Annotated in this window: 14 protein-coding genes; 12 read left to right on the plus strand and 2 right to left on the minus strand. The window is 75.0% G+C overall.

The genetic code is table 11. From position 1 onward, the window contains the following. Positions 1–321 precede the first annotated feature (321 nt). The 7 genes from SLP03_RS21035 to SLP03_RS21065 are packed head-to-tail and all read left to right on the plus strand — an operon-like array spanning position 322 to position 7,085. The gene (locus SLP03_RS21035) at positions 322–813 is read left to right on the plus strand and encodes a hypothetical protein (RefSeq protein ID WP_319462335.1); all 492 of its coding nucleotides are present in this window, start codon (positions 322–324) and stop codon (positions 811–813) included. After that, positions 813–1,556: a hypothetical protein gene (locus SLP03_RS21040; protein ID WP_319462336.1), complete on the plus strand. Its 744-nt coding sequence runs from the start codon at positions 813–815 to the stop codon at positions 1,554–1,556. The genes SLP03_RS21035 and SLP03_RS21040 overlap by 1 nt, the downstream gene beginning before the upstream one ends. Next, positions 1,553–3,130, plus strand: a complete 1,578-nt coding sequence (locus tag SLP03_RS21045; RefSeq protein ID WP_319462337.1) for a phage baseplate assembly protein V — start codon at positions 1,553–1,555, stop codon at positions 3,128–3,130. Before SLP03_RS21040 ends, SLP03_RS21045 begins: the two co-directional genes overlap by 4 nt. Continuing rightward, positions 3,130–3,468, plus strand: coding sequence for a hypothetical protein (locus SLP03_RS21050; protein ID WP_319462338.1), 339 nt, complete (start codon positions 3,130–3,132; stop codon positions 3,466–3,468). The genes SLP03_RS21045 and SLP03_RS21050 overlap by 1 nt, the downstream gene beginning before the upstream one ends. Then, positions 3,465–3,914, plus strand: coding sequence for a GPW/gp25 family protein (locus tag SLP03_RS21055; protein ID WP_319462339.1), 450 nt, complete (start codon positions 3,465–3,467; stop codon positions 3,912–3,914). The genes SLP03_RS21050 and SLP03_RS21055 overlap by 4 nt, the downstream gene beginning before the upstream one ends. Further along, on the plus strand, positions 3,911–6,496 hold the full coding sequence (locus tag SLP03_RS21060; protein WP_319462340.1) for a putative baseplate assembly protein: 2,586 nt from the start codon (positions 3,911–3,913) through the stop codon (positions 6,494–6,496). Before SLP03_RS21055 ends, SLP03_RS21060 begins: the two co-directional genes overlap by 4 nt. After that, positions 6,477–7,085 (plus strand): phage tail protein, encoded by a 609-nt coding sequence (locus tag SLP03_RS21065; RefSeq protein WP_319462341.1) that lies wholly within the window; start codon positions 6,477–6,479, stop codon positions 7,083–7,085. The genes SLP03_RS21060 and SLP03_RS21065 overlap by 20 nt, the downstream gene beginning before the upstream one ends. 119 nt (positions 7,086–7,204) lie before the next feature. On the opposite strand, the gene SLP03_RS21070 is transcribed toward SLP03_RS21065, so the two are convergent. After that, positions 7,205–8,317, minus strand: a complete 1,113-nt coding sequence (locus SLP03_RS21070) for an RNA-guided endonuclease TnpB family protein (RefSeq protein ID WP_319462342.1) — start codon at positions 8,315–8,317, stop codon at positions 7,205–7,207. Positions 8,318–8,460: 143 nt separating this feature from the next. Between SLP03_RS21070 and SLP03_RS21075 the strand changes: the two genes are divergently transcribed. From SLP03_RS21075 to SLP03_RS21085, 3 genes are read left to right on the plus strand one after another with little or no spacing between them, the layout of a single operon-like run. Further along, the gene (locus SLP03_RS21075; protein ID WP_319462343.1) at positions 8,461–9,381 is read left to right on the plus strand and encodes a hypothetical protein; all 921 of its coding nucleotides are present in this window, start codon (positions 8,461–8,463) and stop codon (positions 9,379–9,381) included. Further along, the gene (locus tag SLP03_RS21080) at positions 9,378–9,857 is read left to right on the plus strand and encodes a hypothetical protein (protein WP_319462344.1); all 480 of its coding nucleotides are present in this window, start codon (positions 9,378–9,380) and stop codon (positions 9,855–9,857) included. The genes SLP03_RS21075 and SLP03_RS21080 overlap by 4 nt, the downstream gene beginning before the upstream one ends. Before the next feature lie 27 nt (positions 9,858–9,884). Then, positions 9,885–10,640 carry a hypothetical protein gene (locus SLP03_RS21085; RefSeq protein ID WP_319462345.1) on the plus strand — a complete coding sequence of 252 codons (756 nt, stop codon included), beginning with the start codon at positions 9,885–9,887 and terminating at the stop codon, positions 10,638–10,640. An 18-nt stretch (positions 10,641–10,658) separates the two neighbouring features. Here SLP03_RS21085 and SLP03_RS21090 read toward each other — a convergent pair whose 3' ends face one another. Further along, complete coding sequence (locus SLP03_RS21090) at positions 10,659–11,297, minus strand: DedA family protein (protein WP_319462346.1); 639 nt, start codon at positions 11,295–11,297, stop codon at positions 10,659–10,661. 221 nt (positions 11,298–11,518) lie between these two features. Here SLP03_RS21090 and SLP03_RS21095 point away from each other — a divergent pair, with 221 nt between their 5' ends. Both SLP03_RS21095 and SLP03_RS21100 read left to right on the plus strand, forming a co-directional pair. After that, complete coding sequence (locus SLP03_RS21095) at positions 11,519–15,649, plus strand: SpoIIE family protein phosphatase (RefSeq protein ID WP_319462347.1); 4,131 nt, start codon at positions 11,519–11,521, stop codon at positions 15,647–15,649. A gap of 125 nt (positions 15,650–15,774) precedes the next feature. Next, positions 15,775–16,494, plus strand: a complete 720-nt coding sequence (locus tag SLP03_RS21100; protein ID WP_319462348.1) for an HD domain-containing protein — start codon at positions 15,775–15,777, stop codon at positions 16,492–16,494. The last annotated feature ends 74 nt before the right edge of the window (positions 16,495–16,568 follow it).

The following is a 16,568-nucleotide window of genomic DNA, read 5'->3' on the forward strand; positions in this document are numbered from 1 at the left end:
ACGCGGGACCGACGGCTCCACCCGGACGCCGGTACACCGGCGGGCCGGCCCTACCCGGACGTCGATCCCGCGAGCCCGGACCTCGGCACCCCGTGGCCCCGGCGGCGGGCTGCGGGTCTCGGGACCCCAGGGGCCAGGCCCGACGATCCAGGCCGCGGCGCCGCATGGACCCGGCCCCGCGACCCGGGCCTCGGCAGCGCCCAGCCCGCACCCGGCCTCGGTAACACGTCAACCGCGCCCGACTTTGGCAGCCCCTGGACCGCGCACCCGGACCATGACACCGCGTCGCCCGGCCCCCACGGCGTCGGCACCGGCCGGCCGGTGAGTTCCCAACCGGACGCTACGGTCGGCCACGCGGCGCACGACAGCCATCCCGGCGCGCCGGGCCACGACCAGGCGACCGGTTCGGTGACCGGCCGGACAACCGGCGGGGCCTCGGCCGGTCGGGGTCGGCGGGACGTGACGGGCGACGGCCCGGCCGTCGGCCTTGGAACTCCCAGAGCCCAGAGGGAGGCAGCGCCGGTCGGCCCGGGTCGGGAGTGGAGCTGGCGGTGGACGGGGCCGGCCGAGCCGCCGCCCGCACCCGCCGCCGGGGCCTGGCCGGCGCTGCCCGTCGAGGCGACCCGCTCCGGCCCGTCCGGGGTACCCCCCTCGGGACGGCCGGGGCCGACAGGGACGGACCGGTCGTCCGTCCGCGACCCGCGTGATCCGTGGCCGGCGCTGCCCGACGACCGGGAGCTGTGGACGCCGGCCGCGCCCACCGGCGACACCGCGCACCGGAACCGGCTGGACCGGGAACAGGCGGGTGCCTGATGGAACGTGTCGCCTTCCTCGTGGACGAGTCCGGCACCCGGGTCGACTGCCTGCTCAACCCGGAGACCGTGCAGGTCACCCGGCTGGCCGGGGTACGCCCGCGGGGCGCCGCCGACGGCCAGCTCACCGGGGCCGGCCTCGCCGACGACCCGCTGGTCTTCACCGGCGGCGGCCGTACCGAACTGATCCTGGATCTGCTCTTCGACGTGGACTTCGTGGAGGCCCAGGTACGCCCCGAGGACGTCCGGACGCTGACCCGTCCACTGTGGATGCTGGCGGAGAACTCGGCCACCGAGCACGGCTGGCTCCGGCCACCCCTGGTCCGCCTGGTCTGGGGCAAGACCTGGAACGTGCCCGGCGTCATCGTCGCCGTGGCGGAACGCTTCGACGCGTTCACCCTCACCGGCACGCCGCACCGGTCCTGGCTGCGGCTCAAGCTGGTCCGGGTCGCGGAGAGCGCCGAGGCGGCCCGGGCGGGCTTCGAGGAGGAGCTGGCGGCGGCGAGCACCCCGACCGTGCCGCCCGGTTCGGCGGTGGTGGCCGCCGCGGACGGCGCTGCCGAGCCCGGCTGGTCCGGGGTGCGCTTCGACCTGCTCGCCCACGACGCGCTCGGCTCGCCGCTGCGCTGGCGGCTGCTCGCCGAGCACAACCGGATCACCGACCCGCTGACCGTGCCGGCCGGCACGCCGCTGGCCGTTCCCCCGGTCACCGCGTCCGCCGCGTCGGGAGGTACGCCGTCATGACCGTGCCCCGCACGCCGACCGTCACCGTCGACGGCGCGCCGCTGGCCGACGCCCGGCGGCTGCGCGCGGTCCGGGTCGCCGCCCGGCTGGACCAGCCGACCCAGTGCGAAGTCACCCTCGCCACCGGCCCGGGCGCGGTCGCCCTCGACCCGCCGGTACGCCCCGGCGCCGCCCTCGACCTCCGCCTGGACGGCCACCCGGACGCCCTCTTCACCGGCGAGGTCACCTGCGTGGAGGTGGAGTACGCCGGCGACGGCAGCGCCCTGCTGCGGATCCGGGCGTACGACGGGCTGCACCGGCTGCGCAAGCGGCAGCAGCTGCGGGTCTTCGAGTCGGTGACCGCGGCCGACCTGGCCCGGGAGCTCTGCGCCGACCTGGGGTGGACGGTCGACGCGGAGGCCGACGGGCCCCGGCTGGACCGGCTGTTCCAGCACCGGCACACCGACCTGGAGCTGCTGTGCGAGGTGGCCGGGCGGGCCGGGCTGCACCTCGCCGCCGACGGGGACCGGCTGCGGCTGCTGACCCTCGACGGGTACGGCGAGCCGGTGCCGCTGGTGCTGGGCGACTCGGTGCACTCGTTGCGGATCGCGGAGAACCTGGACCGGGCCGGCGGGGAGAGCGTCGCGCTGGGCTGGCACCCGCAGCGCGCCGAGCCGCTGCGCCAGCAGGTGGGCGAGGCCCGCTCCGGCCGCCGGATTCCGCTGACCCCGGACCCGGGCGAGGTGGGTGCGGACGGCGTACGGACCGCGGTCGACCAGCCCGGCCGCAGCGACGACGAGTTGGCCGCCCTCGCCCAGGCCGGCCTGGACGCCCGGGTCGCCGCCCTGGTCACCGCCGAGGGGGTGGCCGAGGGGGATCCGGCGCTGCGCCCCGGCCGGCGGATCGCGCTCACCGGAGTGCCCGAGGCGGTCGCCGGGGTGTACGTGCTCACCGAGGTGGTGCACACCGTGGACGCGAACGGCCACCTGACCCGCTTCGCCACCGTGCCACCCGGCCCGCCGCCGAATCCGGCGCCCGCCCCGGCGACGGTCACCCTCGGCACGGTCACCGACGTCGACGACCCGGACCGGCTCGGCCGGGTCCGGCTGACCCTGCCCGCGTACGGGGACCTGGACGCCGGCTGGCTCGCGGTGGCCTGCCCGGGCGCGGGGCGGGGCAAGGGCATCGTGGCGCTGCCCGACCCGGACGACACCGTGCTGGTGGTGCTCCCCGGCGGGGAGCCGGCCGCCGGGATCGTCCTCGGCTCGCTCTTCGGCGCCGTCGAGCCGTACGACGCGGGGATCGTCGACGGGAGGTCCCGGCGCTGGTCGATGCGGACCGGCACCGGCCAGTCGATCGTCATCGACGACGACGGCCGGACCCTGCGGCTGGCCACCGACGCCGGCAGCTTCGTGGAGCTGCGGCCGGAACTGACCACCGTGCACGCGGCCGGCGACCTGGTGCTCTCCGCGCCCGGCCGGGCCATGGTGGTCCGCGCCCGGACCGTCGACTTCCTGCGGGCGGAGGCGACCGAGGACGCCCGCACCGCCGCCGAACAGGCCCGCACCCTCGCCCGCGCCCACGGAGGTGGCTGATGCGCTGGATCCACCGCGACTCGCTGATCGTCTGCGACCACGACGGCCGGGTCGCCAACCGCGCCTCCCAGCAGTGGGTGACCGTGCGGGGCGTACCGGTGCTGGTCGACGCCGACCCGGAGGGGCGGGACATCACGGCCTGCCCCAACTACGGGCCGACCATCAAGCCGTGCGCGAAGACGCTGCGGGTCGGTGTCGGCTACAGCGCCTGGCTGCGGGTGGACGGCCATCGGGTGGTCCTGGACAACCTGGACGGCCTCACCGACGGCACCCCGCCGGGGCTGGTCCACCACACCGTCCGCGATCCGCGGCAGACGTTCCTGGGGGCGGACGCATGAGGGCCTTCCGCTTCGTCGGCGCCGGCTTCGACGCGGGTCGTACCGGCGGGCTGGCGCTGACCGCCGCCGGGGGGCTCGCCATGACCGACGGCGACGAGACGGTACGCCAGGCGCTGTTCCTGCTGCTCTCCACCACGCCGGGCGAGCGGCTGATGCGACCCGGGTACGGGTCCCGGCTGCACCGGCTGGTCTTCGCGCCGAACGACGACACCACCGCCGGGCTGGCCATCCACTACGTCCGGCAGGCGATCCGGCGCTGGGAGCCGCGGGTCGAGGTGATCGACGTGGACGCCGGCCCCGACCCGGACGACCCGTGGCGGCTCGTGATCCGGCTCGACTACCGGGTCCGGGCCAGCCTCTCCCCGGGGCAGCTGGTCTTCTCCGTCGACCTGCTGCCCGACGACGACCCGCCGGAACCCGACCGCGCCGAGGGAGACCCGTCATGACGCTGCCGGTGCCGCACCTCGACGACCGTGCCTTCCTCGACCTGGTCACCGAGGCGCGGGAACGGATCCGCCAGTCCTGCCCCGGCTGGACCGACCTCTCCGCGCACGACCCGGGGATGGCGCTGCTGGAGGCGTTCGCGTACCTGACCGAGGTGATGATCTACCGGCTGAACCAGTTGCCGGAGAAGGCGTACGTCGCCTTCCTGAACCTGCTCGGGGTGACCCGGCACCCGCCCTCGGCGGCCTGGGTGGACGTCCGGTTCACCCGGACCGGCCCGGACCGCGGCCCGGTCCGGATCCCGGCCGGCACCCGGGTCGCCGCCGCCCGCGGCGCCGACCCCCGGCCCGTCGTCTTCGTCACCACCGAGCCGGCGTCGCTGCCCGCCGGGGAGACCGAGGTGACGGTACGCCTGCACCACTGCGAGCCGGTCGACGCGGAGTTGCTCGGCACCGGCACCGGCCAGCCCGGCCAGGTGCTGCGCGCGGCGAAGGCCCCGCTGACCCGGACCGCCGAGCCGCTGGACCTGCTGCTCGGCGTCGAGGTGCCGACCGGCTCGGTGGAGCTGGGCGCGGCGGCCCGCGAGCACGACGGGCGGACCTTCGAGATCTGGCGGCCGGTGGACAGCTTCGCCGGCCTCGGCCCGCAGGCGAAGGTGTACCTGGTGGACCGGGCCAGTGGAGTGGTCACCTTCGCCCCCGCCCTGGACCTGCGCGGCGCCGACGGGTCCGGGCCGGTGACGGTGGCCGCGGTGCCGCCGGCCGGCCGGCAGGTCCGGCTCTGGTACCGCTGCGGCGGCGGGCCGGCCGGGAACGTCGCCGCCGGGACGCTGACCAGCCTGCGCGACCCGCTGATCGGGCTGAAGGTGGAGAACCCGGAGCCGGCGGGCGGCGGCCGGGACCTGGAGTCGCTGGAGTCGGCCCTGGCCCGGGGGCCGTACGAGTTCTTCGCCCAGCAGCGCGCGGTCACCGCCCGGGACTACGAGATCCTCGCCGCCGGCTCCGGGGCGGTGGCCCGGGCCCGCGCGTTCACCCGGGCCGCGGTCTACAGCTTCGCCCGCCCCGGCGAGGTCGAGGTGGTGCTGGTGCCGTACGTGCCGGACGAGGCGCGTCCCGGCGGCCGGCTGCCGGTGGCGGTGCTGCGCGACCACGAGGTGGAGGAGGCCCGCCGCCGGGTGGCCGACGACCTGGAGCGCCGGCGCGCCCTGGGCACCAGCGTCCGCGCCGGCTGGGCCCGCTACAAGGCGGTGTCGATCCGGGCCCGGGTGGTGGTCCGCCGGGAGGAGGACGTGGACGCGGTACGCCGGCGCATCCACGACCGGCTGCACCAGACGCTGAGCCCGCTGCCCACCCCGCTCAACCCGGGCGGCTGGGCGTTCGGCGAGCCGCTGCGGGCGTCCAACGTGTACCGGATGCTGGAGCACGCCGAGCCGGGCGTGCGGTACGTCGAGTCGGTCCGGTTCGTCGTCGACGAGGCGCCGGACGCGCAGGTGCGCACCCTCGCCGTCGACCAGTACCAGCCCGGCACCTGGTACGCCGGGCGCGGGCCGGTGCTGTTCCGCTCCACCAACGCCGGGGCGGGCTGGGAGCCGGCCGGCCGCTTCGACTCCGAGAGCGTGCTCCGGGTGGCCCCCGCCCCCGCCCCGGTCCGTCCCGGCATCGTCGGCCGGGCCGGCTCGGTCGCGGTGGTCACCGCCCAGGACGCCGGTGGCTCCCGGGTGTACCTGAGCACCGACCTCGGCGAGACCTGGTCGCTCCTGACCGACCTGGACTCCCGGATCCAGGACCTTGCCTGGATCGACCGGGACGGCGCCGGGGCGCTGCTGCTGGCCACCGACACCGGCCTCTACGAGGTCTCCCTGCTCCCCGGCTCGGTGCCGTTGCAGATCCTGGTCGACTCCTCCGACGCCGACCGCGGCTTCTACGCGGTCCGCGCCTTCGTCTCCGAGCGCGGGGCGCCCGGGGTGGCGGTGGCCGCGCAGGCCGGCTTCGGGGTCTACCTCTCCACCGCCGCCGGCCGCCCCGGCACCTTCGCCCATGTGGGGCTGGCCAACGTGGACAACCGCGTCCTCGCCGTCCAGTACGACGGCCCGGCCACCCTGCTCTGGAGCGGGGCCGGGGAACCGGACCCGAAGAAGCCCGGGCAGGGCTGCCACCGGACCCGGCTCTTCGAGTCCGACGTCAAGTGGCAGGCCGTGCAGGTCGGCTGGATCGGCGGCACCTGCCGGGACCTCGCGTTCACCGGGTCGCTCGCGGTCGCCGCCACGCAGAGCGGCGGGGTGGTCCGGTTGGACACCCTGGCCGCCCCGCCGCAGTGGCAGCCGGTGATGGTCAACTGCGGGCTGCCGCTGCGGGACCGGTCCCGGTTCGTGCCGGTGGACGCGGTCGCCGCGAGCGGTGGGCCGGACCGGCTGATCCTCGCCGGCGGCGAGCGCGGGGTGTACCGCAGCGGCGACGCCGTCGACTGGACGGCCAGCGCCAACCAGGCCACCGCGGACGTGGTGACCGTACCCGGCACCTGGCTGCTCTGCTCCGGCGAGCACGACATCGAGGTGGTGCGGCAGGATGCGCCGAACGGCGATTGAGCGGTTGCTGCCCGCGGCGTACCAGCGGGCCTGCGGGCCGGGCAGTGTGCTGGGCGCGCTGCTGGACGTGATGGAGGCGCTGCACGCCCCGGACGAGGCGGTGCTCGCCGACGTCGACGCGCTCTTCGCGCCGTACCGGACCCCGGACGGGTTCGTCGCGTACCTCACCCGGTGGGTGGCGATGGACCACGTGGTGGCCGCGCCCCGGCCGGACGCCCCGCTCCCGCTGCCGCTGGGGCGGCTGCGGGACCTGGTCGCGCACGGGGCGCTGCTGGCCCGCTGGCGCGGCACCCCGTACGGGATGCGGACCGCGTTGGAGCTGGCCACCGGGGTCACCGGGTTCGTCCTCGACGAGCCGGCGGACCGCCCGTTCCACGTGCTGGTGCGGGTGCCGCCGGCCGCCGCCGACCAGCTCGCCGTGGTCACCCGCATCGTCGAGGCGGAGAAACCGGCCGCCGTCACCGTCGAGGTCACCGTGCTCGACGACGCCGGTCCGCCGCCGCCCGGGCCCGCCGACTCGACCCCCGACCGCGCGGTCGGGCGGGCCCGCGTCCCGTCCCCCGTACCCGCCGTAGAGGAGCCGTCTTGACATCCTCCACCGCCTTGAAGGGCGGGGATTCTCTCGGTCGCCCGAGAGTGTTCCTGCTTCGCCGGGCCGCGCCTTCACCGCTTACGCGGGTCGGGTCTTACCGTCCCTCCACAGGCGTTTTACCTCTCCGCCAGCCCGGCGGCGAGGATGTTCTTGGCGGCGTTCACGTCCCGGTCGTGCACGGCCTCGCAGCCGGGGCACGTCCAAGCGCGCACGCCAAGCGTCATCGCGGTGTTGATCCGACCGCACGCCGAGCACGTCTTCGTGCTGGGATGCCATCGGTCGACGGCGATCACAGTCCGCCCATACCAGGCGGCCTTGTATTCCAACAAGCTTCGCATCTGGGACCAGGCTGCGTCGGAGATGACGCGGGCCAGGCAGTGGTTGCGGAGCATGTTGCGCACGCTGAGGTCTTCGATCACGACCGTTTGGTTCTCGCGGACGAGTCGAGTGGTCAGTTTGTGCAGGTGGTCCCGCCGCCGGTCGGCGATACGAGCATGAACGCGGGCGACCTTGAGCCGGGCCTTGGCCCGGTTCGCGGAGCCTTTCTCCTTCCGGGACAGGTTCCGCTGAACTTTCGCGAGCTTGCGCCGGTCGGCGCGCTCATGCCGCGGGTTGGCGAACTTCTCCCCGGTGGACAGGGTGAGCAGGCTAGTGATCCCAGCGTCCAACCCCACGGCCGCATCGACCGGCGGCAGTGGTTTCACGGTCGGGTCCTCAACGAGCAGGGACACGAACCAGCGGCCGGCCGCGTCCCGCGACACGGTGACCGTGGACGGTTGCGCGCCTTCGGGCAACGGACGGGACCACACGATGTCCAGCGGGGTATCCATCTTCGCGAGAGTGAGCTGCCCGTCGCGCCAGCGGAACGCCGACCGGGTGTACTCAGCCGCCGCCCGCGACTTGCGCTTGGACTTGAACCGCGGGTAACGGGCTCGCTTGTCCCAGAACGCCGCGAACCCGGCTTGCAGGTGACGCAGCGTCTGCTGCAACGGCACCGACGACACCTCGTTGAGGAACGCCAGGCCTTCGGTGCGTTTCCATTCGGTCAGCCACGCCGACGTCTGCACATAGGTGCCGCGCTGCCGGTCGACCGCCCACGCCCGGGTACGCGCGTCGAGCGCTCGGTTGTAGACCAGCCGCACACACCCGAAGGTGCGGTTCAACTGCTTGACCTGTTCTGGAGTCGGACAAAAGCGGTACTTGAATGCCCGCTTCACCACATCCCCCACGCCTCACATCTTATCGGCCATCCGTGTAAGACGATCACTGAAGGGAGGGAGCGGCGTTTCCTCCCCCGCCTGAAGGCGGGGGATGGTTGGTTGGGGGGTTGCGCGCCCGGCGTGATGGGGGGGTTGTAAACGCCGCGCATCCGATGACCACAGAATGGGCCGTCGTCGCCGCCGCCGGGCAGTTCACCCTGGACGCCCGCAACAGCGGCGAGCTGACCTTCACCGTCTCCAACCCGGGCGAGGCGCCGGACACCGTGGTCTTCGACGTGGCCCCCGGCGAGGGCACGCAGCGGAGCTGGTTCACCGTCGCCGAGCCGCAGCGGGTGGTGCCCGGGCAGGGCTCGGTCTCCTTCCTGGTCCGCCTCGTCGTGCCGTCGGGCACCCCGCCCCGGCGTTATGACATGACCGGCTTCGCGTACTCGGCGAACACCGCCCCGGAGGAGAGTTCCCGCTCCAGCGGCCGGGTGACGTACGACGTCCGGGCCGTCGTACCCCCGAAGCGCGCGCCGTGGCCGTGGATCGCGGCCGCCGCGGCCCTGGTGCTGGTGGTGGCCGGGGTGGTGGTCTGGCTGGTGAGCCGCCCCGGCGAGGCGCCGGCGCCGGCCGCGCCGAAGGTGGTGACGCTGGAGGCGGAGAGCCTGGTGGGCGGCGCGGCGGTCGAGTCGCCGGCCGGCGCGGCGGTGAAGGTGGTCGAGCAGAGGAACTGCTGCGACGTCACCTGGTCCGGCGACGCGCAGCTGTTCTTCCTCGGGCTGGCCGTCGGCGACCGGGTGACCGTCACCGTGGACATTCCCGTCGACGGCACCTGGCGCTTCTCGACCGTGCGCACCACCTCGTTCGACTACGCGAACACCATCTTCCTGGTGGACGGTCGGCAGGTCGGTGGCACCTTCTTCGGCTTCACCCCCACCGTCGTCAGGACCGACTGGCTCGACGTGGGCACGCTGGAGCTGAGCAAGGGCCCGCACAGGGTGACCCTGGTGGCGGTGGGCAAGACGCAGGGCTTCGACCGGTACTTCGCCGGCGTCGACCAGATCCGCTTCACCCAGCTCGTCCAGCCATGAGCGGCCGGCAGAAGGTGCTGCTGGCGGCGCTGGCCGTGCTGCTGGTGGCGCTCTACCTGGTCGCGGTGGGCGCCGGGCCGGGCGGTCGAGGCGACCCGGCCGCCCGGCCGGGCTGGCTGGACCGGCTCGGCGGGTCGAACGCCACGGTCGACCCGGCGACGGTCACCGCGGACTGCCCGGGCTCCCCCGCCGCGCCGCCGGGCACCCCGGGCGAACCGCGGGTGGTCAGCTTCGTCGCCGGCTGCGTGCTGCGGGTCGCCGACCCGGGCGGCCTGCGCACCCTGGTGCTGCGCAGCCGGGCGCCCTTCGGGGTGACCGCCCCGGCGCCCGGCGACGCCGAGGTGACCGTCGCCGACGAGGTGGAGCCGGCCGACGACGGGGAGGCGGTCGCGAAGATCGCCGTCGACCGGGCCACCGCCGTCGCCCTGCGCTGCCCGGGAGGTGCCGGATGTGCGGTCACCGTCGGCCCGTCCTGACCCACCGGTACCGGAAGGAGGCCCGTCATGGGTGAGTTGCGCAAACCGTTCCTGTTGCTGGCGCTGCTCGCGGTGCTGCTGGTGGTCGGCCTGGAACTCGGCGCCGTGCTGCTCACCGGGGGCGGGGACGCCGGTGGCGCGTTGCGGGACAGCGCCGGGCAGCTCGGCGTCGAGCTGGGCGACGTCGGTGCGGTCACCCAGCCCTCCGGTCGGGGCACCGGCTACCTGGCGCTGATCGACGTGGTCGCGCTCTGGACCACCGGGCTGTTCTGCCTGAGCCTGGTGGTGCCGGACCGGATCCAGGGGCGGGTGCAGGGGGTGGCCACCCTGGTCTTCGCGGTCCTGCTGCTGATCGCGTCGGTGGTGCTGCTGGTGGTGGCCTTCATCGAGCTGACCGTCATGGTGTCGCTCTTCCTGGCCGCCCCGTTCGGCACGCTGGCCTACCTGGCGGTCTGGGGTTTCTTCCCGGTCGGTGACGCGGCGGTCCTGCTCGGCCTGGTGCTGCTGCTCAAGCTGGTCTGGGCCGGGCTGCTGGTCCTCGCCCAGCCGCGCTTCCTGCAGAACAAGGGCCTGGTGCTGCTGATGCTGACCACCCTGCTCTGCACGGTGGTCCTGGAGTTCCTGCACCGGCTGGTCCCGGGCATCCTGGTCAGCATCACCGACGACGTCGGGGCGCTGGTGTTCGCGGTGGTCGCGATCGTCTGGGCGCTGGTCCTGCTGATCGGCTCCATCCCCGCCATCGTCAAGGCCCTCCGCGCCACCGCCACCACCTCCCTGCGCTGACCGTCCCCGGCCGCCCGGTCAGGGCTGCCCGGCTTCCCGTTCAGTCCGGTCCCGGCGGGCCGCGATCCGGCCACGCACGATCCGCACCAGCACCAGCAGCGCCACCAGGGCGAGCACCGCCTCGCCGCCCCAGCCGAGTCGCCGCTCCAGCATCCGGTAGGACGCGCCGGCCAGGTAGCCGAGCACGGCCACGGTCACGGCCCAGAGGCCCCCACCGGTGACGTTGGCCAGGGTGAAGGTGCGCTGCGGTATCCCGCTCATGCCCGCCAGGCCCGGCACCAGCGCCCGCAGCGCGGCCGCCCACCGGCCGAGCACCACGGCCAAGGCGCCGCGCCGCCGCACCAGGTCGAGCGCCCGGCGCAGCTCCCCCGAGCGGACGAACCGGCGCGGCATCCGGTCCAGCAGCCGCCGGCCGTAGGGGCGCCCGACCAGGTAGCCCACCTGGTCGCCGAGGGCCGCCCCGACCAGCGCGGCGACCACCACCGCCCAGAGCGGCAGCCGCCCCTCGTGGGCGAGGACGCCGCCCACCAGCACGGCCACCTCCCCCGGTACGACCAGGCCGAGGAAGGTCGACGCCTCGAGCGCCGGGAGCAGGAAGACCAGGGCCAGCACCAGGGCGGGCGGGAGCGCCACCAGCACGTTCAGTACCCGGTCCATGCACTGATTGTCACCCCACCGGGTGGCCCCGCACCGGCGTCACCCCGACCGGCGGCCTCCCCGGGCGGCCCGGCGACGGTACTCGCGTCCACGGGACCGGCCGGAACCGACCGGGTCGGGGAATGAAGCGCGGACGTGCCGGGGACAATAGCCGGGGACGGGAGGGTTACAGCGCGACCGAGCGCCCAGGCCCGGGGACATGGACGGGACGGGGGGCGGACGTGGAGGCTGGCACAGCCGCCGACGAGCTGTTTCCTGGCGACGACCCGACCAGCGCGGCGCACCGGGCGACGGACTGGTCGGCGACCCCGCTGGGGCCGGTCGAGTCGTGGCCGGTGGAGCTGCGGTCCGCGGTCCGCACCCTCATGCCCTCCCGGATCCCGATGCTGCTCTGGTGGAGCCACGAGCTGGTGCAGATCTTCAACGACCCGTACACGAGCTTCCTCGGGGACAAGTTCCCGGCGGCCGTCGGTCAGCGCGCGGTGGACTGCTGGGCCGAGATCTGGGACGTCGTCGGACCCCTGACCGAGCGGGCGCTGTCCGGAGGATCCACCTACTCCCACAATCAGCTGCTCTTCATGCTCCGGCACGGCTTCCTGGAGGAGACGTACTGGACCTACTCCTACAGCCCCATCCACGACGCCGACGGGCGGGTCGACGGGGTCTTCGTGGCCACCAGCGAGGTGACCGGCCAGGTCGTCGGCGACCGCCGCCTGGCACTGTTACGCCAACTCGGTGAACTCTCGATCGCCGAGGCGGACAGCGCGGCGGACGCCGTCCGGGCGGCTTCCCGGATCCTGGCCGGCGGGCCCGCCGACCTCCCGGCGGGCCTGGTCTACCTGGTCGGGGATCTGCCGGACCACGGCGACAGCCCGACGCCGGACGGTGAGCGACTGCGCCTGGTGGCGTCGTTCGGCCTCGTCGACGGCGCCGACCGGACCGCCGCCGACCCGCCGGCCGAGGTGGCGGAAGCGATCAAGACAGGGCGGCCGGTGCGGGTCACCGGCCTGGCCGGGACGACCTGGCCGCTGGCGCGCGCGGACGGCGTCGGGGACCCGGCTCCCGTCGACGAAGCGGTGGCGCTGCCGCTGTTGGCCACCGGGGGTGGCCGGCCGGTCGGGGTGCTGGTCCTCGGCGTGAGCCCCTACCTGCCGTTCGGCGAGCCGTACCGGCACTTCCTCGACCTGGTGGCCAGCCGGGTCTCCACCGCGCTGACCGACGTGCTCGCGTACGAGGCGCAGCGACGCAGGGCCGCCGCGCTGGCCGAGCTGGACGTCGCCAAGACCAACTTCTTCACCGACGTCAGCCACGAGCTGCGCACCCCGCTGACGCTGATCACCGGGCCGGTGCAGGAGAGCCTCGCCGACGAGCGGGAGCCGTTGCCGCCGGCCCAGCGGGAGCGGCTGGAGCTGGTGCACCGCAACGCGGGCCGGCTGCGCAAACTGGTCAACGACATGCTCGACTTCGCCCGGATCGAGGGCGGCCGGCTGGAGGCGGAGCGGGCACCCACCGACCTGGCGGCCCTCACCCGGGGCATCGCCGAGTCCTTCGGGTACGCGCTGGAGGGGGCCGGGCTGACCTTCGAGGTGGACGTGCGGCCGCTGCCCCGCACCGGGTACGTGGACCGGGACATGTGGGAGAAGGTCGTGGTCAACCTGCTCTCCAACGCCCTGAAGTACACCCTCGAAGGCACCGTCCGGCTCCGGCTGACGGGCGACCAGGAGACGGTCACCCTCTCGGTCAGCGACACCGGCGTCGGCATCCCGGCCGACCAGCTGTCGCTGCTGTTCCGCCGCTTCCACCGGGTACGCGGCGCCGGCGGGCGGTCCCACGAGGGCGCCGGCATCGGGCTGGCCCTGGTCCAGGAGCTGGTCCGGCTGCACGGCGGTGAGGTCGGCGTGCGCTCGGTCGAGGGCGAGGGCTCCTCGTTCACCGCGCGGATCCCGTACGGCCGGCCCACGGAGGGCCGGCCCGGCGCGGAGGAGGCCAGGCCCGGGGCGTACGGCGAGGAGGCCCTGCGCTGGGTGCCGGAGGCGCTGCCCGGCCCGGCGGCGACCGACCGGGCCGGCGGTCAGGCCCCGCCGCCGGACGCCCCGACCGTGCTGGTGGTGGAGGACAACCAGGACCTGCGGACGTTCCTGGTCGGCCTGCTCGCGCCCAGCTACCGGGTGCTCGCCGCGGGGGACGGCCGGGCGGCGCTGGACCTGGTCGCGACCGAGCCGCCGGACCTGGTCCTCACCGACGTGATGATGCCGCGGATGGACGGCCTCGCCCTGCTGGCCGCGCTGCGCGGCGACCGGCGCACGGCCGGCGTGCCGGTCATCCTGCTCTCCGCGCGGGCCGGCGAGGAGGCGGCGGTGGAGGGGCTGCGGGCTGGCGCGGACGACTACCTGCCCAAGCCGTTCTCCTCCCTGGAACTGCTCGCCCGGGTCCGGGCGCACCTGGAGCTGTCCCGGCTGCGCAACCGGGAGGCGACCTGGCGCAGCGCCCTGATCGACTCGTTGCAGGACGCCTTCGTGGTCTACGACGCCAGCTTCACCCTGGTGGAGGCCAACCACGCCTTCTGCCGGCTGCTCGGCCTCGACCGGCTGGAGCTGCCGGCACCGGCCCCGCAGTCGTGGTGGCCGGACCCGGAGACCGAGCCGGCGGAGCGGCGCGGGGTCGAGGCGATGGTGCGGGAGATGGGGACGACCGGCGGCGGGCGGGTGACCGTGCCGCTGCGGCACGCGGACGGGCACCGGATCTGGGTGGAGGCGGTCCACAACGCGCTGCGGGAGCCCGTCACCGGCCAGCGGCTGCACGTGGCGACCATGCGCGACGTCACCGCCGAGATCCGCGCCGCCGCCCGGCAGGCCGCGGTGGCCGCGCTGGCCACCCGGCTGGCCAGCGCCAGCGACATCACCGAGGTGCTGGCGGGCGGCCTCGCCGAGCTGGGCGAGCTGCTCGGCGGGGCACGCGGGGTGGCGGTCAGCCCCGACCCGGCCGGTACGCCCGTGGTGGTGGGCGCCGGGCTGGAGCTGACCCCGGAGATCCGGCGGATCCTCGACGCGGCCGTACCGGAGGCCGACCCGTACCTGGCCCGGGACGACGTCGGGCGGGTGACCGGCGTCGGGGCCCGGATCGGGGTGGGCGTCGGCACCGGGGGGATCTGGCTGGAGCCGGACGCGCCCCGGCCGATGCCGGCGGTGGACGCGCCGCTGGTCCGCCAGCTCTGCGCGGCGCTGGCCCAGGCGCTGGTCCGGGCCCACGCCTACGAGACGCAGCGGGGCGTGGCGCTGGCCATGCAGCGGGCCATGCTCGGGCCGACCGACCTGCCGGCCGGCTTCGCGGTCCGATACGAGCCGGCGGTCCGCCCGCTGGAGGTGGGCGGCGACTGGTACGACGTGGTGCCGCTCCCCGGTGACCTGTTCGGCGTGGTGGTCGGCGACTGCGTCGGACGGGGGCTGTCGGCGGCCACGGTGATGGGGCAGCTGCGCAGCGCCTGCCGGGCCATGCTGCTGCAGGCCAAGAGCCCGGCCGAGGTGCTCTCCGCGCTGGACGGCTTCGCCCGGCTGATCCCCGGCGGCGCCTGCACCACGCTCTTCTGCGCGATCATCGACTGCGCGGGCGGCGAGGTGCGCTACTCCTCCGCCGGCCACCCGCCGGGCATCCTGATGCACCCGGACGGCGCGGCCGAGCTGCTGGACGGGGCCCGCTCGGTGCCGCTGGCCAGCGTGGCGGTCGACCGGCGTCCGGAGGCGGTCGCCCCGGTGCGGCCCGGCTCGACCCTGCTGCTCTACACCGACGGCCTGGTGGAGCGGCGCCGGGAGCTGATCGACGCGGGCATCGCCCGGGCGGTGGACGTGCTCGCCGAGGGTCGGGACTTGTCCGAGGGTGAGCTGGTCGACCGGCTGATGCGCGATCTGCTGCCGGCCTCCGGCAGCGACGACGTCGCCGTGCTGGTCTACCGGCACCGGGCGCCGGCGGTCTTCACCGCCTCGGTGCCCGCCGACCCGGCCCAGCTCGGCCCGACCCGGGAGCGGCTCCGGGGCTGGCTGCACGACCTCGGCGTGGACGAGTGGGACGTCGAGACGGTGCTCATCGCCACCGGTGAGGCGTGCGCGAACGCCATTGAGCACGGCTACCGGTTCGCCCCCGGCGCGATCGCCACTGTCCGGGCCGAGCTGCGCGACGACCGGCTGGAGATCGAGGTACGCGACCGCGGCGGCTGGCGGGTGAGCGACCCGGACGACGACGCGGACCGGGGCCGAGGACGGTTGATCATGGCGCGGTTGATGGACGAGGTGACCATCGTCGGTACGCCCGAGGGTACGACGGTCCGGCTGGTGAAGCGACTCTCCGCCAGATCCTGAGCGCCGGTCACCCGCCCGATCGCCGGCCCGGCCCCGCCGTGCGGGCGGGCTGGGGCCTGTCCAGCTCCCGTCGCAAGGCCGACGCCGGGGCCCGGCGGACGGTGAAGATCAGATATAAGTGACGAATGGACTTCCCGGCGTACCTGGCCACCATGCCGATGCACGCGATCACCGAGATCCACGGCGAACCGGGCCTGCTGGAGCGGTTCCGGCTGGAGATCGGGGCGTTCGACGCCGCCGCCCGGGACCGGCTGACCGAGGCGCTCGACCTGGCTGCCGAGCTGCACCGCGACGACCGGCGGGTCCGCGAGCCCTACCTCAACCACCTGCTGCGGGTGGCGATCCGGATGATGCACCACTACCAGGTGCGCGACGTCGACGTGATCGTCGCCGGCCTGCTGCACGACGCCGTGGAGGACCACCCGGCGGAGCTGGCCGGCCCGGACGCGCCGGGCGACCCGACGGAGGCGGCGCTGGCCGCCCTCGCAGCGCGGTTCGGCCCGCGGGTGCCCCGCCTGGTCGGTGCGGTCACCAACCCGGCGTACGACCCCGGGCGGGACAAGCACGTCCAGTACCGGGAGCACGTGGCGGCCAGCCTGGACCGGGAGCCCTGGGCGCGGGTGATCAAGGTGTCCGACTTCACCGACAACGGGGTGGGCGTGATCCACACCGTCGGGCCGAAGGTGGCCCGGTCGGCAGCCAAGTACCGCCCCCTGGTGCCGGTCTTCCGGGACCTCATCGCCCGACCCGACACGCCGCTGTCCGCGCCGGTGAAACGGCACATCTTCGCCCAGCTCGACCTGGCCGAGGAGCGGTTCAGCGCCATCCTCGACCAACCGAACTGACGCTGGATGATCCGCGGCGGACCGGCCGTGCGGGTGGACGGGTCGCCGCCCACCCGCACGTCCGGCTCAGCCGA

Source organism: Micromonospora sp. RTP1Z1, from assembly GCF_033804685.1.
In the GTDB taxonomy this organism is placed as follows: domain Bacteria; phylum Actinomycetota; class Actinomycetes; order Mycobacteriales; family Micromonosporaceae; genus Micromonospora.